This window comes from Microbacterium sp. Gd 4-13 (assembly GCF_003095395.1).
Lineage (GTDB): Bacteria > Actinomycetota > Actinomycetes > Actinomycetales > Microbacteriaceae > Microbacterium.
Genome location: NZ_QEIJ01000002.1, coordinates 82,460 through 96,630, shown reverse-complemented (window position 1 = coordinate 96,630; position 14,171 = coordinate 82,460). Strand labels below are relative to the sequence as shown.

Sequence of the window (14,171 nt, the reverse complement as noted above, 5' to 3'; positions counted from 1 at the left end):
AGCGGTCACTCACCCCGGCTTTCGCCGTCCGGCCGAGCAACGGCCGAGGTCAGGTGGCGGCGAGCACCGACCGCTCGCGGAGGGCGGGGTAGGCCTGGAAGACCATCTCGACCAGGTGATCGATCGGGCGCGTCAGCGGGTCAGTCGCCGGCACGCCGAACTCGAGCTCGTACTCGTCGATGGCATCGGTGACCTGCTGGTCGGTCATGTTCTCGTGATTGATGGTGACCCCGATCACGCGGGTGCGGGCGAACGCCTCGATCAGGGCGATCTCGCTCGCCGCGGTCGGCATCGGGATGGCCGGGTAGTCGCCGAGTGTGCCGCGCAGGGGCGCGTGCTGCACGATGACGCCGTCGGGGCGGGCGCCGCGAAGAATGTACGCCGATGTGAGATAAGCCGGGTGGCTGAGTGCTCCCTGCCCCTCGACGACGATGATGTCGGGGTTCTCATCGTGGAACGCAGCCACGACCTGGCCTTCGACCTCGCCCGAGCAGTACTGGGGAACGGTGGCGTCGAGGGCCACGGCGTAGCGCGCGCCCTGAATGAGGGCGGTCTGGCCGGTGCCGATCATGACGGCTTTGATGCCTCGGGCGACGAGCGCCTCGACCAGGAGGGTGGTCGTGGTGCGCTTGCCGATCGCGCCGTCGGTGCCGAGAACGGCCACGCGCGGGCAGGTCACGTCGAAGATCTCGCCGGTGAACAGGCGCAGATCCTTCTTGTCCTTCGTCCGTCGCACGTCGGTGATTGTCACACCCGCGAGGAGGGCCGCCGCGGCGAACTCCGCGTCGTCGTTGAGGAACTCGTGCAGCCCGTTGACGAGGTTCATGCCCGAGGCGATGGCGTCGAGGAGATCGGTGCGCTGGGTGGGGTTCAACAGTCCACCGGCGGGGGCCATGCCGAAGATCATCGTGTCGGGGACGCGCCCCGCGTGCACGATCGCGTCGCCGAGGTCGGCGACGACGGGGATGCCCGACGTGAGATCGCCGAGCGCTTCGCCGGCGTCGCTGCCGGCGAGGGTGCTGTCGATCACGCTGACGATCTCGTACTTCTCCGAGTGGCGCACGAGGCCGTTGGCCGTCTTGCCGTCCTGGCGCCCGAAATTGCCTTCGCAATAGACGACGGCCGTGGCGGAATGAGTCATGATGCTCCCCTGATATCCCAGAGGAGGCGACGAAACCAAGCTGTCTTCCCTGACGCCCGCGAGATGCCGACCCCTGGACCGTAGCAACCCTTCCTGTGTAACGGGGGGCCGAGAGTCCTCTATATGCGCGGGAATACACCTGACCGGTCGGCGTTCCACACCGTGGCGCGCCAGCGCCGATCGCTCGACGGGGCGCGATCCAGACATACCCGCCCCGAGGAGCACGTCATGAGCATCGTCACCGTCACCGACCGCGTCGCCCGCACCGACACCCCCATCCTTCCCGTCCTCGCAGAGCGCTGGAGCCCCCGCTCGTTCGTCGCCGACGAGACGATCGACGAGCAGAAGCTCGCCGCCGCCATCGAGGCCGCGCGTTGGTCGTCGTCCGCGGCGAACTCGCAGCCCTGGCGCTTCATCGTCGCCCGCCGCGGCACCGAGGCCTTCACCCGTATCGCCGCGACCCTCGCCGGATTCAACGGGGTCTGGGCGGGCTCGGCGGGAGCACTCGTCGTCGCCGCCTACGAGCAGGCCGGCCCCGAGGGCGAGCCCCGTCCCTGGGCGCAGTACGACCTGGGGCAGGCCATGGCCCACTTCACCATCCAGGCGCACGCGACCGGACTCCACGTGCACACCATGGGCGGCTTCGACGCCGACGCGGTGTCGGCCGCGTTCGATCTGCCCGCCCGCATCCGTCCTCTGACGGTCACGGCTGTCGGCGTCCTCGCCCCGGCGGAGGCGCTGGGCGACGAGACGCTGATCGCGCGTGAGACCGCACCGCGCGAGCGGCGTCCCCTGTCGGAGATCGTGCTCGTCGACCAGTAGCGGCGTGGGCTTATACCCCACGCGCGCGCACCGCGCACGTGGGGTTGCATCGCCCCGCACCACCCGGTCGAGTAGCACGATGACCAACGACACCACGGCCACCGGGCCCGCAGCTCCGACCGGCCTCAAGCGCGCGGTCGGCGCTCCGCTGCTGTTCGCGTTCATCGTCGGAGACACGCTCGGCGCGGGCATCTACACCCTCGTCGGTTCGATGGCCGGGGATGTCGGCGGTGTCATCTGGCTGCCGCTGCTCGTCGCGCTCGTCATCGCGCTGCTGACGGCCGGCACGTATGCCGAGCTCATCACCAAGTACCCGCACGCGGGAGGTGCGGCGCGCTACGCCGATCGGGCGTTCGGGGTGCCCTACCTGTCGTTCCTCGTCGGCTTCCTCATGATGGCCTCGGGCATCACGACCGCCGCTGCGCTGGCGAACGCGTTCGCCGGCGACTACCTGGCCGCGATCATCGACGTGCCCGCGGCACCGACGGCCGTGGTGTTCATCATCCTGCTGACGTTGATCAACCTCCGGGGCGTCCGCGAGTCGCTCGGTGCGAACCTCGTCGCCTCGGTGATCGAGGTGTCGGGGCTCGTGATCGTCATCGTGCTGGCCGCCGTCTTCATCGGCGGCGGAGGGGGAGACCCGGCCCGCCTGCTCGAGTTCTCGCCCGACAGGGCACCGGTGGAGGGCGTGTTCGCCGCATCCATCATCGCGTTCTTCTCGTTCCTCGGATTCGAAGCGGCCGCGAACATGGCCGAAGAGGTGAAGAACCCCTCCAAGGCCTACCCGCGGGCTCTGTTCGGCGCCATCGGCACCGCCGCGGTCGTCTACCTGCTGATCGCGCTCGGCGCGGCGATGATCCTCCCGGCCGCCGACCTGGCGACCTCGACCGGACCCCTTCTCGACGTGGTCGCCGCCACCGGTATCGCGCTGCCGCCCTGGCTGTTCGGACTCATCGCGCTCGTCGCGATCGCCAACGGCGCACTGCTGTTCATGGTGATGGCGAGCCGCGTCGGGTACGGCCTGGCCGAGTCGGGACTTCTTCCGAAGGCGTTCTCCCGGGTGCTCCCGAACCGTCGCACCCCGTGGGTGTCGATCGTGGTCGTCGCGGTGGCGACGATCGGCCTCACCTTCCTCGGCGATGTCGCGACGTTGGCCGAGACGACGGTGCTGCTGCTCCTGCTCGTCTTCCTCTCGGCGAACGTCAGCGTGCTCGTGCTCAAGAAAGACAAGGTCGACCACAAGCACTTCTCGGTGCCGCGGGTGGTGCCGGTGCTCGCCATCATCGCGAGCATCGTGCTGCTCACCCAGCAGACCGGCGTGGTGTGGCTCGGGGCCCTGGCGTACATCGCGATCGGTTCGGTGCTCTTCTTCGTCGCCCGCGCCGGCCGCAAGCGCGAAGAGCGCAAGGCCGCGTAGCCGCGCCGTCGGCCGGCGTTCGGGGCGGAAAAGTGCCCTCGGGGCGAGGAATATCGCGCCCCGACCGGAACGGTGCGCCCCACACCCCGTGCATCTCGCAGAGAAGGGAGGCGGATGCTGCGCCCCGCCGGCCCAACGTAGAATCTCGTGTGCCCTCCGATGCCCCCGACGACCGCCAGCCGAGCGGAATCGACCCCGCCGAACTCGCGGTCACGCTCGACGTGCTCGCGAGGATGGCCCGGATCGATCAGACGCACCCCGACTTCATCCAGGTGCGTCGGGCGACGGCCCACATGTTCAAGGCGGCCAAGAAGGAGCGCCGGCGCGAGATCCGCGAGGCGATCGCCGAGGCCGACCGCAGTGTGATCGCCGCGACCGCGACCGGAGCGCCCGATCGCATCGACGACGAGACCCGCGGCATCCCGATCAGCACCGCGACCACCGCCCCGACCGCGGGAACCCTGTTGAAGGCGCGCGGCTGCTACATCTGCAAGCAGCCGTACACACTGGTCGACGCGTTCTATCACCAGCTGTGCCCCGACTGCGCGGCGATGAGTCACGCCAAGCGCGATGCCCGCACCGACCTCACCGGACGCCGCGCGCTGCTCACCGGCGGCCGGGCGAAGATCGGCATGTACATCGCGCTGCGGCTCCTTCGCGACGGTGCGCACACCACCATCACCACCCGGTTTCCGCGTGATGCCGTGCGGCGTTTCAGCAGCCTCCCCGACTCGGGCGACTGGCTCCACCGTCTCAAGATCGTCGGTATCGACCTCCGCGACCCCGCGCAGGTGATCGGACTCGCCGACGACGTCGCCGCATCCGGCACCCTCGACATCCTCATCAACAACGCCACCCAGACGGTGCGGCGCTCGACCGGCGCCTACCAGCCGCTCGTCGATGCGGAGCTCGCGCCGCTCCCCGACGGACCTCTCCCCGAGCTGGTCACCTTCGGGCATACCAACGATCAGCACCCGCAGGCGCTCGAGCGCTCCGTCGCCGCGCACCCCGTGCTCGCCGCGGCGGCGTCGCGCGCCGACGAGCTGACCGAGCAGGCGATGGCCGCGGGATCGAGCTCGCTCGAGCGGCTCGCCGCGGGCACGGCGATCGACGCGGGCGGCCTCGTGCCCGACCTGCACGACGTCAACTCGTGGACGCAGCGCGTCGACGAGGTCGACCCCCTCGAGATGCTCGAGGTGCAGCTGGCCAACACCACGGCGCCGTTCCTGTTGATCTCGAAGCTGCGGGCCTCGATGGCGGCGAGCCCGGCGGCCCGCACCTACATCGTGAACGTGAGCGCGATGGAGGGCGTGTTCGGTCGCGGGTACAAGGGCCCCGGCCACCCGCACACCAACATGGCCAAGGCCGCCGTCAACATGCTGACCCGCACCAGCGCGCGCGAGATGTTCGAGACCGACGGCATCCTCATGACGAGCGTCGACACCGGATGGATCACCGACGAGCGGCCCCACCCGACGAAGGTGCGGCTCGCCGAGGAGGGATTCCACGCCCCGCTCGACCTCGTCGACGGTGCCGCGCGGGTCTACGACCCCATCGTGCGCGGTGAAGCCGGCGAAGATCTCTTCGGCGTCTTCCTCAAGGACTACGCCCCCGGCTCGTGGTGAGGCTCCCCGCCCCGGGCAACCGCGTGGTGGTGCGCTACCTGCTCCCCACCGGGCAGGCGACCGACGCGCTCGGCGAACTGTTGAGCGCCGACGCCGAGACCGTGGTGGTCGACGGCAAGCGCGGCGTCGAGCGGATCGCGGTCGCCGACATCATCGCGGCCAAGCCCGTTCCGCCGCCCCCCGCGCCGCGCCCGCGCTGAGCGCAGCATCCGTCTGTCGTCCTCCTCGAGACGAGCGGATGGCAGGCATCGGTCGACATCTGTCCGAGGTGCCGTCATCGTGCGCCGGCCCCGAGCCCTAGCGTGGGCATCATGCCCGAGAACTCCCGCCGCGTCGTCGACCTGAGCCACCCGATCCGAGCCGGCCTCGTCACCTATCCCGGCCTGCCCGCGCCGGTGATCACGCCGCACATGACGCACGAGGGTTCCCGCGGAACCTATGCGCCCGGCACCGAGTTCGCCATGGACATCGTGACGATGATCGGCAACACCGGCACCTATCTCGATGCGCCGTACCACCGCTATTCGTCCGGCCCCGACCTGGCGGGCCTCGACCTCGCCACCCTCGTGGGCCTGCGGGCCGAGGTCTTCCACCTCGAAGACGCGTGGGATCCGCAGAACCGGGGCATCGGGGTCGACGCGCTCGCCGACCGCGATGTGCGCGGTGCCGCTGTGCTGCTCCACACCGGGTGGGACCGCCTCTTCGGCACCCCCGACTACGCCGCCGGGTCGCCCTTCCTCACGGCCGATGCCACGAGGTGGCTGATCGAGCAGGGCGTGACCCTCGTCGGCATCGACGCCCTCAACATCGACGACACCGAGTCGGGCGGCGAGCGACCGGCCCACACCCTTCTGCTCGGTGCGGGCATCCACGTGGTGGAGCACCTGACCCGCCTGGGCGACGTGCCCGAGCGGGGCGCGCGCTTCACGGCCGCGCCCCCGGCGTTCGAAGGATTCGGCACGTTCCCGGTGCGCGCGTTCGCCGAGATCGGGTCGTAGCTCTTCGACGTCGACGGACCTCCCGACGTCGCGATGGCGCGCAGACGTAGACTGGGGGTATTCTCTCCGCCTCTCCTGGATCTGCCGTGACCTCTGCCGCATCCGCTCGCACGCTCGACGTGCGGCATCTTCAGCTCGCCCGCGCCGCCTTCGCGGCGATCGCGGCGATCATGGTGACCTTCTCGCCCGACCACTCGTCGTCGGTAGGACTCGCGGTGTTCAGCGGTTTCGCGATCGCGACGGGGATCGTCTTCGCCGTCGCGGCGTGGCTCGTCTTCCCCGCCGGACAGCGGGGCCCGTCGGTGCTGCTCGCCACGCTCACCCTGCTCGCCGGGCTCGTCGCGAGCATCGGCCCGTGGCGCAGTACGGCCACGTTCTTCGCGGTGGTGATCTCGTGGGCGCTCGTCACCGGCATTGTCGAGGCCGTCGTCGCCTTCCGAGGACGAGCGGATGCTGCGCGCGCCGCGTCGCGCGACGGTCTGACCATCGGCGTGCTCACCATCGTGCTCGGGCTCGCCCTGCTGCTCGTGCAGCCCGGGTACGCCCTCGACTACTACATCGAAGACGCCGGCCGATCGTTCACCCTGACGGGGATCACGATCGCGGTGGGCGTGTTCGGCGGATACGCCGCGATCGTCGCGGTGTTCCTCGGCATCGCGGGGTTCTCACCTCGCCGGGCGCCTGCCCCGAGCCCGGCCGATAGGAGCATCCCGTGACCGACCGCCCCACCCGCCGCGACCTCATGAAGCCCGTGCAGCTGCTCGGACTGGCTTTCGTCTGCGCCCTGTTCGCCGGCATCGTGACGCTCGTGTCGATGGGCTTCTTCCAGTCGAAACCGGGCGATCAGATCGAACGCGCTCTTGTCATCGCGGCCATCGCCGCGGGTGTCACGTTCATCGTCGTGCTCGTCGTGGTGGCGTTGCTGCTGCTCGCGGTCGATCCCGCCCAGGTCGGCAAGACCCTCGATCGTCCGTTGCTGCTTCCCCCCGACGACGAGACTCCTGACGCGCAGCCCGGCTCGCCCGCCGACGGCGGCCCCGCGCCGCGTTCGTAGCAGCGCGCGCTCGCGCCGCAGCATCCGTTCGCCCCCGCTCCTGACCGCGAAACCGCGTCTGCGCGGCGAGACCCGGTCAGAATGTGGGGGTCTCGCCGCGCAGAACGGGTCTCGCGGTCCGTGCGCTCGCGTCAGAGGCGGTCGACCGTCGCAGAGGCGAGGCCCGTGTAGGTCGCGGGGGTGAGGTCGAGCAGGCGCGCCTTGGCGGCGTCGCCGATGTCGAGGCCGCGCACGAACTCCGCGAGATCCGCCGCGCCGACGCGACGCCCGCGGGTGAGATCCTTCAGCAGCGCGTACGGGTCGGTGATCTGCGAGCGACCGGCGGCGATCTCGGCACGGACGACCGTCTGGATCGCTTCGGCGAGCACCTCCCAGTTCGAGTCGAGGTCGGCCAGCAGCACGTCGGGCGCGAGCGAGATCTCGCCGAGGCCGCGCTGGAGGTTGTCGAGCGCGAGGAGCGAGTGGCCGAACGCGACGCCGATGTTGCGCTGCGTGGTCGAGTCGGTGAGGTCGCGCTGCAGGCGCGAGGTCACGAGGGTCTGCGCGAGCGTGGCGAAGAGCCCGCCCGCGATCTCGAGGTTCGCCTCGGCGTTCTCGAACCGGATCGGGTTGATCTTGTGCGGCATGGTCGACGAGCCGGTCGCCCCGGCGACGGGGATCTGGGTGAAGTACCCGAGCGAGATGTAGGTCCACACGTCGGTCGCGAGGTTGTGGAGGATGCCGCCCGCGTGCCGCGCGCGGTCGTAGAGCTCCACCTGCCAGTCGTGCGACTCGATCTGGGTCGTCACCGGGTTGGCGGTGATGCCGAGCGACTCGATGAACGCGGTGGTCAGCTCGGGCCAGTCGACGGAGGGGTCGGCGGCCACGTGGGCCGACCAGGTGCCGGTCGCGCCCGAGAACTTCGCCAGGTAGTCGGATGCTTCGACCTGCTTCGCGATGCGACGCAGCCGCCACGCGAAGACGCCGATCTCCTTGCCCATCGTCGTGGGGGTGGCCGGCTGGCCGTGGGTGCGCGCGAGCATCGGTGCGTCGCGGTGAGCGGCGGCCATCGCCGTCAGCGTGTCGATCACCGCGTAGAGCTTGGGGAGCCAGACGCGGGTGACCGCGCGCTGGACGGTGAGGGCGTACGACGCGGAGTTGATGTCTTCGCTGGTGCAGGCGAAGTGCGTCAGCTCAGCGATGGCGTCGAGCCCCAGCGCCGCGAGCCGGTCGCGCACGAGGTACTCGACGGCCTTCACGTCGTGACGGGTGACGGCCTCGCGCTCGGCGAGCCAGTCGATGTCGTTCTGTGAGAAGTCGACGTAGAGCGCGCGCAGCCGGGTCTTGTCGGCCTCCGACAGCGGCTCGGTGCCGAAGAGCGAGCGGTCGGTCAGCGCGATCAGCCACTCGACCTCGACCTCGACGCGTGCGCGGTTCAGGCCGGCCTCCGAGAGGTAGTCGGCGAGGGGCGCGACGGTCTTCTGGTAGCGGCCGTCGAGGGGGCTCAGCGGCTGTGGGGGCAGAGAAGTCACGAGAGGCTCCGAAACGTTCGAGCGAGCAGAGGGGCGGGCGATGGAGCGGCCGGGCGTTCAGACCGCGGAACGGATCGCGGGTTCGAGCTGGCGGAAGAGGGCTCGGCTCGCGCCCTCGATCATACCGAGCACCTCATCGAACATCGCCGGGCCCGCGTAGTAGGGATCGGGGACGTCGGTCGTCTTCGCCGCGGGATCGAAGGTCAAGAGGAGCGATACCTTGCCCGCCTCCGACTCGTCGTGCGCCCAGCCGCGGAGGATGCGCTCATGAGTGTGATCGAGCGCGACGACGAGGTCGTTGTCGGCGAAATCGGCGGCCGTGAACTGCCGGGCGCGGTGGTCCGCTCCGCCATAGCCCCGCCGATGGAGCGCCTCGATCGTGCGGTGATCGGCTCGTTCGCCGACGTGCCAGTCGCCGGTGCCCGCGCTCGTGGAGACGATGCGGTCGCCCAGACCGGCCGATTCCGCCAGCTCGCGGAAGACCTCGGCGGCCATGGGCGAGCGACAGATGTTGCCGCTGCACACGAAGACGACGCGGAAGGTCTGGGCGTCTCGGGCACTCACCCCTCCATTCTGGTGCCCGCTTCGCCTCCTGCACAGGCAGCCCTATCGCGTCGGGCTTCCCCAGGGCGGTGGTCGCCGGCGGGGGCGAGGCCGCGGGCCCCGCCACCCTGGACGGATGCTCATCGATGTGACGCTCTCCCCTGGCACGGCGAGATCTCTGGAGGCGATGGACGAGGCGTCCCGCATCCTCCGCGATCTGCACGGGCGGCTCGGCGATCTCGCCGTGCGGGTCGCCCCGGTCGTCGCGGAGGCGGATTGGCGCGCTCCGTCGGCACAGGCGTGCCACGAACGCCTCGATCGGTGGCGGGAGTCGTTGGCCACTGCCCAGGGGCGCGTCGACGACCTCGCCGACACCGTCGCGCGTGCCCGCGCAGATCTGCTCGCTCGCGCCGCGACGGCGATGCCGTGACCGAGATCACCATCCGCAGCGGGTCGCTCGTCGAGGTCGACTCCGACGAGGTGCGCCGGGTGGCGACGGGGCTGCGCATCCTCGCCGCCGAGGTCGGCGAGACGGTCGCGCAGATGGATGCGGCGGTCCACCTCATCGCGCAGGGACAGCCGTCGACCTTCGCCGCGGTGCTCGACGCGACCGTGCTCCGGGCCGTGCTCGAGCGGGTGGGGCAGGAGGGCGCGGAGATCGCCGAGAAGGTGACCTCGGCGGCGGCGCTGTACGAGGCGGTGGAGCTGCGCGTCGAACGCGTGGCCGCTGCCGCGGCCGGCGACACGGCGCGGGTGGGGATCATCGACGCCCGCCTCGCGAGGCTGTGGGCGCAGGAGCCCTCGGCGGTGGCGGCCGCCGACTTCGCCCTCGAGCATCGGCCGCCGGCGCATCTCGATCTCTACGGCCAGGCGTTCGTCGGCGGGCAGGGTCTGGGGCCGATGAACCCGTGGTTGATGTTCCCCTCCCTGTACGGCGTCGTCGACGCCCTGCGTCTGGGCGCCGTCCCTGCCGCCGCTCGGCTGGTCTCGGAAGGAGCGGTGCCCGTACGGGTCAGCCCGGTCGCGCAGGCTGCGGCGACGCCGCCCTCCTCTCTCGCCGACGCCGCCTCCCGCATCCCCTCGGCGGGCGCGGCGCAGGTGAGGGTGGAGCGCTACGCGATGGCCGACGGCACCCGGCAGTTCGGTGTCTTCGTCGCGGGCACCCGCTCGGGCGGTGCGAGCGAGCCCTTCGACAACCGCTCGAATCTCGAGCTGTACACGGGCCGGCGCAGTGCGTCTTACGAGGCGGTCGGCGCGGCTCTCCACGATGCCGGGGCTCGCGACGGCGACGTGGTGCACGCGTTCGGGCACTCCCAGGGAGCGATGGTGATCGAGCGCCTCGCGCTCGAGGGCGCATACGACACCCGCACGCTGGTGTCGTTCGGCTCGCCGGTGCAGGCCGATGTCGGCGCCGACACCCTGGGCGTCTCCGTGCGCCATACCGACGACCCGGTCTCGGCCCTGCAGTCGGGCGGGCACGTGACCGGGGTGGGCGCACCGGGGAGCTTCGTCGTCGAGCGCCTCGCCGATCCGGCCGCGGGGTTTCACGACCTGCGGATGCCCGCCCACGCTCTGGCGTCTTACACGCAGACCGCGGCTCTCATCGACGCATCCACCGACCCTCGGGCCGCCGCCGTGCGCGACGTCTTCACCGCTCTGGGCCGGGCCGAGGCCGTCGACGCGACCGAGTACGTCGCCGAGCGGGTCAGTCTCGGCGCTCCCGCGGGCGCGGGCGCAGGATGAGCCCGGCGATCCAGTTGATGATGCCGATGACGAGGGCGGCGAGCACGGTCAGCCAGAAGCCGTCGACCCGCAGGCCCCAGTTCCAGAAGCCCGTGATCCACGCGGTGAGCCAGAGGAGGAAGCCGTTGATGACGAACGAGATGAGGCCCAGCGTCAGGATGTAGAGAGGGATCGCCAGCACCTTGACGATGGTGCCGATCACCGAGTTCACGATCGCGAAGATCGCGCCGACGACGAGCAGCGTGAGGGCCACCTGCAACCACTCGCCCGGAGCGAACGGCACCAGCACCACGCCGAGGGCGGGCAGCAGCGTCACGATCCAGATGGCGAACGCGTTGACGACGACGCGGACGAAGAATCCCATGGGATCGAGTGTGGCATGCGAACGCTCCGGCACGAAGGATCAGAGATCGGTCGTGTGGAGTCGTATCCGTTCCGCGAGGTCGTCGACATCGATCCGGGCCTGGGCGACATCGAGCACGAGGTCGAAAGCTTCATCGTTGGTGAACGTGACTCGGCGCCCGTTGATCCTCAGGAAGGCGAAGGTGAGGAATAGCGAGAGCCTTTTGTTGCCGTCGAACAGAGGATGATTCTGCGCGAGCGAGCTGAACAGAGCGGCGGCCTTCGCCTCGAGTGTGGGATACGCATCCACGCCGAACATGCTCGCGCCGGGTCGCGCGATCGCCGAGAACAGCAGACCTCTATCGCGAGCATGGAGGCCGAGGTGCTCGACGACGGCGATGGCCTGCTCCGGCTCGAGATACTCGGTCACGCGTCTTCGAGGCGACGGATGGCCTCGGCGTAGTCGATTCCGATGTCGTCGACGGCCGCGAGAACGCGCTCGGTCTTGCTGGATTCTGCAACGAACCTGCTGGTCGCGTCGATGAGCAGCGCGTGCTTGGAGGTGTGGCGCGCCGCGGCGAGCTTCTCCAGGGCGGCGTCGAGCTCGGGAGGGAGACGAACGGTCATGGCCATACCAGAATGGTACTACCGCCCTCGTGGAGGGTGCCGACCTAGACTCGGTGCGTGACAGACGACATCCCCGTCCGCATCCGCCCCGAGATCGCCGCTCTTCCGCCGTATCGCCAGGGCAAGCCCGCGGGCGACGACGGATTCAAGCTCTCGAGCAACGAGAACCCCTTCGATCCGCTCCCCGGCGTGATCGAGGCGATGAGCGACGCGGCCGACGTCAATCGGTATCCGGATGCGTCGGCCCGACGTCTGCGCGAGAGGCTCGCCGCGCGTTTCGGGGTCGACGCCGACGAGGTGCACATCGGTGCCGGGAGCGTATCGGTGCTCGCGCAGCTGATCCTCGCCGCTGCAGGGCCGGGCGACGAGGTCGTCTACGCGTGGCGGTCGTTCGAGGCCTACCCCACCCTGGTGCGGGTGGCGGGTGCCACCGCCGTGGAGGTGCCGCTCACGGCCGACTTCCGGCACGATCTTCCGGCGATGGCGGCGAGCGTGAGCGAGCGCACCCGCGTCGTCATCGTCTGCAGCCCCAACAACCCCACCGGGACCGCCGTCACGCATGACGAGTTCGCCGCCTTCCTCGACGCTGTTCCGAGCGACGTGCTCGTGATCCTCGACGAGGCCTACGCCGAGTTCGTCACCGCCACCGACGCGGTCGACGGGATGCGGGTGCTCGGCCTGCTCGACCGGCCCAACGTCGTCGCGCTCCGCACCTTCTCGAAGGCCTTCGGGCTCGCGGGTCTCCGCATCGGCTATGCGATCGGTCACCGCCGCGTGCTCGACGCCGCGCGCTCGACGGCCATCCCGCTCGCGGTCACGGGCCAGGCGGAATCTGCGGCCCTGGCGAGCCTTCGGGCGGAGTCGGAGCTCCTCGAGCGGGTGCGGGTGATCTCCGCGCGCCGCGACCGCCTCGTCGCGGGTCTGCGCGACGGCGGCTGGAACGTGCCCGACGCGCAGGGCAACTTCGTCTGGCTCCCCGCCGGTGAGCACACGGCGGCCTTCGCGGAAGCGTTCGAGGAGGAAGGCCTCATCGTGCGCCCGTTCGTCGGCGACGGCATCCGTATCTCCGTCGGCGAGGAGGAGTCTGTCGAGAAGGTCCTACGGATCGCAGCATCCGTTGTTCAGACCCTCCCAGAGGGCCATTCCGGCCGAGGGCTAGCGTGGAGAGCGTGACAGTGCCCGATCCGACCGTGCCCGACGCGCTCGACGCGTCCTTGCCCGTCGACGACACAGAGCTCGTCCGCATTCTCGCCGCGGACGGGTCGGTCGCGCCGACGCCCGCCGCCGAGCAGTACCTGCCGCTCGTCGATGCGCTGCCCGATGCCGAGCTCGAGCAGTTCTACCGCGACATGGTGTCGATCCGCGCGTTCGACCGGCAGGCGACCCTGCTGCAGCGACAGGGGCAGCTCGCCCTGTGGCCGCCGAGCTGGGGCCAGGAGGCCGCGCAGGTCGGCTCGGCCCGCGCCGCTCGCACCCAGGATCACGTCTTCCCCTCGTATCGCGAGCACGTGGTCGCGCGCATCCGCGGGGTCGACCCGGTCGACATCATCCGCCTCATGCGCGGACTCACGCACGGCGGGTGGAACCCCTACGACCCGAAGAACGGCAACACGCACATCTACACGCTCGTCCTCGGTGCGCAGACCCTGCACGCGACGGGTCTCGCGATGGGCCTCGCCTTCGACGGCAAGAGCGGCAGCGGCGACCCCGACCGCGACGAAGCCGTCATCGTCTATTACGGCGACGGCGCCTCCAGCCAGGGCGACGTGCACGAGTCGATGGTCTACGCGGCGAGCTTCCAGGCACCGGAGGTCTTCTTCCTGCAGAACAACCAGTGGGCGATCTCGGTGCCCGTCGCCACGCAGTCGCGCTCGCCGCTGTTCCGTCGGAGCGCGGGTTACGGGATCCCGAGCGTGCAGGTCGACGGCAACGACGTGCTCGCCAGCTACGCGGTCACCCGCGCCTCGCTCGACGACGCACGAGCCGGCGGCGGACCGCGCGCGATCGAGGCGATGACCTACCGCATGGGCGCGCACACCACGAGCGACGACCCCACGAAGTACCGCACGACCGCCGAGGAGCAGGCCTGGGGCCGGCGCGACCCGATCGAACGCATGCGGGCCTACCTCGAAGGTCGCGGCGCCGGGGAGGCCTTCTTCGCCGACGCGGAGTCCGAGGCCCAGGCGCTCGCCGACGACACCCGTGTGCGCACCAACGCGCTCGGCGGGCTCGAGGCCGACCAGATCTTCACGAACGTGTACTCCGAGCAGCATCCGCTCGTCGAAGAGGAGCGCCGCTGGTTCCACGCCTACGAGGCGTCTTTCGAAGGGGGCGCATCGTGAGCACGA

General features: G+C 70.3%; 17 protein-coding genes. 11 read left to right on the top strand and 6 right to left on the bottom strand.

Going from position 1 to position 14,171, the window contains the following annotated elements; translation table 11 throughout:
* Nucleotides 1–49: 49 nt before the first annotated feature.
* The gene (locus DEA06_RS05235) at nucleotides 50–1,141 is read right to left on the bottom strand and encodes a DUF1611 domain-containing protein (RefSeq protein WP_116646922.1); all 1,092 of its coding nucleotides are present in this window, start codon (nucleotides 1,139–1,141) and stop codon (nucleotides 50–52) included.
* Nucleotides 1,142–1,369: 228 nt separating this feature from the next.
* Here DEA06_RS05235 and DEA06_RS05230 point away from each other — a divergent pair, with 228 nt between their 5' ends.
* From DEA06_RS05230 to DEA06_RS05200, 7 genes are all read left to right on the top strand, one after another.
* Nucleotides 1,370–1,963, top strand: coding sequence for a nitroreductase family protein (locus DEA06_RS05230; RefSeq protein ID WP_116646921.1), 594 nt, complete (start codon nucleotides 1,370–1,372; stop codon nucleotides 1,961–1,963).
* Nucleotides 1,964–2,042: 79 nt separating this feature from the next.
* Entirely contained in the window at nucleotides 2,043–3,380 is a 1,338-nt protein-coding gene (locus tag DEA06_RS05225; RefSeq protein WP_116646920.1) for an APC family permease, read from the top strand.
* A 149-nt stretch (nucleotides 3,381–3,529) separates the two neighbouring features.
* Nucleotides 3,530–5,005, top strand: coding sequence for an SDR family oxidoreductase (locus DEA06_RS05220; RefSeq protein WP_240606831.1), 1,476 nt, complete (start codon nucleotides 3,530–3,532; stop codon nucleotides 5,003–5,005).
* On the top strand, nucleotides 5,002–5,205 hold the full coding sequence (locus tag DEA06_RS05215) for a hypothetical protein (protein ID WP_116647265.1): 204 nt from the start codon (nucleotides 5,002–5,004) through the stop codon (nucleotides 5,203–5,205). The genes DEA06_RS05220 and DEA06_RS05215 overlap by 4 nt, the downstream gene beginning before the upstream one ends.
* Before the next feature lie 111 nt (nucleotides 5,206–5,316).
* A complete protein-coding gene (locus DEA06_RS05210; RefSeq protein ID WP_116647263.1) occupies nucleotides 5,317–6,003 on the top strand; it encodes a cyclase family protein in 687 nt (228 codons plus the stop codon).
* 86 nt (nucleotides 6,004–6,089) lie between these two features.
* The gene (locus DEA06_RS05205; protein WP_165817929.1) at nucleotides 6,090–6,719 is read left to right on the top strand and encodes an acyl-CoA synthetase; all 630 of its coding nucleotides are present in this window, start codon (nucleotides 6,090–6,092) and stop codon (nucleotides 6,717–6,719) included.
* A complete protein-coding gene (locus DEA06_RS05200; RefSeq protein ID WP_240606830.1) occupies nucleotides 6,716–7,057 on the top strand; it encodes an amino acid transporter in 342 nt (113 codons plus the stop codon). Before DEA06_RS05205 ends, DEA06_RS05200 begins: the two co-directional genes overlap by 4 nt.
* A gap of 131 nt (nucleotides 7,058–7,188) precedes the next feature.
* Here the strand turns inward: DEA06_RS05200 and purB are convergent, their stop codons facing one another.
* Both purB and DEA06_RS05190 read right to left on the bottom strand, forming a co-directional pair.
* Nucleotides 7,189–8,568: an adenylosuccinate lyase gene (purB, locus tag DEA06_RS05195; RefSeq protein WP_116646918.1), complete on the bottom strand. Its 1,380-nt coding sequence runs from the start codon at nucleotides 8,566–8,568 to the stop codon at nucleotides 7,189–7,191.
* Nucleotides 8,569–8,625: 57 nt separating this feature from the next.
* A complete protein-coding gene (locus DEA06_RS05190) occupies nucleotides 8,626–9,132 on the bottom strand; it encodes a low molecular weight protein-tyrosine-phosphatase (protein ID WP_116646917.1) in 507 nt (168 codons plus the stop codon).
* A 115-nt stretch (nucleotides 9,133–9,247) separates the two neighbouring features.
* Between DEA06_RS05190 and DEA06_RS05185 the strand changes: the two genes are divergently transcribed.
* Nucleotides 9,248–9,541 (top strand): hypothetical protein, encoded by a 294-nt coding sequence (locus tag DEA06_RS05185; RefSeq protein ID WP_116646916.1) that lies wholly within the window; start codon nucleotides 9,248–9,250, stop codon nucleotides 9,539–9,541.
* On the top strand, nucleotides 9,538–10,854 hold the full coding sequence (locus DEA06_RS05180) for a hypothetical protein (protein WP_116646915.1): 1,317 nt from the start codon (nucleotides 9,538–9,540) through the stop codon (nucleotides 10,852–10,854). The genes DEA06_RS05185 and DEA06_RS05180 overlap by 4 nt, the downstream gene beginning before the upstream one ends.
* Here the strand turns inward: DEA06_RS05180 and DEA06_RS05175 are convergent.
* From DEA06_RS05175 to DEA06_RS05165, 3 genes are read right to left on the bottom strand one after another with little or no spacing between them, the layout of a single operon-like run.
* Nucleotides 10,817–11,218 carry a phage holin family protein gene (locus DEA06_RS05175; RefSeq protein ID WP_116646914.1) on the bottom strand — a complete coding sequence of 134 codons (402 nt, stop codon included), beginning with the start codon at nucleotides 11,216–11,218 and terminating at the stop codon, nucleotides 10,817–10,819. The two genes, DEA06_RS05180 and DEA06_RS05175, sit on opposite strands and share 38 nt — an antisense overlap.
* Nucleotides 11,219–11,257: 39 nt before the next feature.
* Nucleotides 11,258–11,626: a type II toxin-antitoxin system death-on-curing family toxin gene (locus tag DEA06_RS05170; RefSeq protein ID WP_116646913.1), complete on the bottom strand. Its 369-nt coding sequence runs from the start codon at nucleotides 11,624–11,626 to the stop codon at nucleotides 11,258–11,260.
* Nucleotides 11,623–11,829, bottom strand: coding sequence for a ribbon-helix-helix protein, CopG family (locus DEA06_RS05165; protein WP_116646912.1), 207 nt, complete (start codon nucleotides 11,827–11,829; stop codon nucleotides 11,623–11,625). Before DEA06_RS05165 ends, DEA06_RS05170 begins: the two co-directional genes overlap by 4 nt.
* 51 nt (nucleotides 11,830–11,880) lie before the next feature.
* On the opposite strand from DEA06_RS05165, the gene DEA06_RS05160 reads away from it, so the two are divergent.
* Together DEA06_RS05160 and DEA06_RS05155 are read left to right on the top strand one after the other, a co-directional pair.
* Complete coding sequence (locus DEA06_RS05160; RefSeq protein WP_116646911.1) at nucleotides 11,881–12,996, top strand: histidinol-phosphate transaminase; 1,116 nt, start codon at nucleotides 11,881–11,883, stop codon at nucleotides 12,994–12,996.
* A gap of 17 nt (nucleotides 12,997–13,013) precedes the next feature.
* Nucleotides 13,014–14,165: a thiamine pyrophosphate-dependent dehydrogenase E1 component subunit alpha gene (locus DEA06_RS05155; protein WP_116647261.1), complete on the top strand. Its 1,152-nt coding sequence runs from the start codon at nucleotides 13,014–13,016 to the stop codon at nucleotides 14,163–14,165.
* The last annotated feature ends 6 nt before the right edge of the window (nucleotides 14,166–14,171 follow it).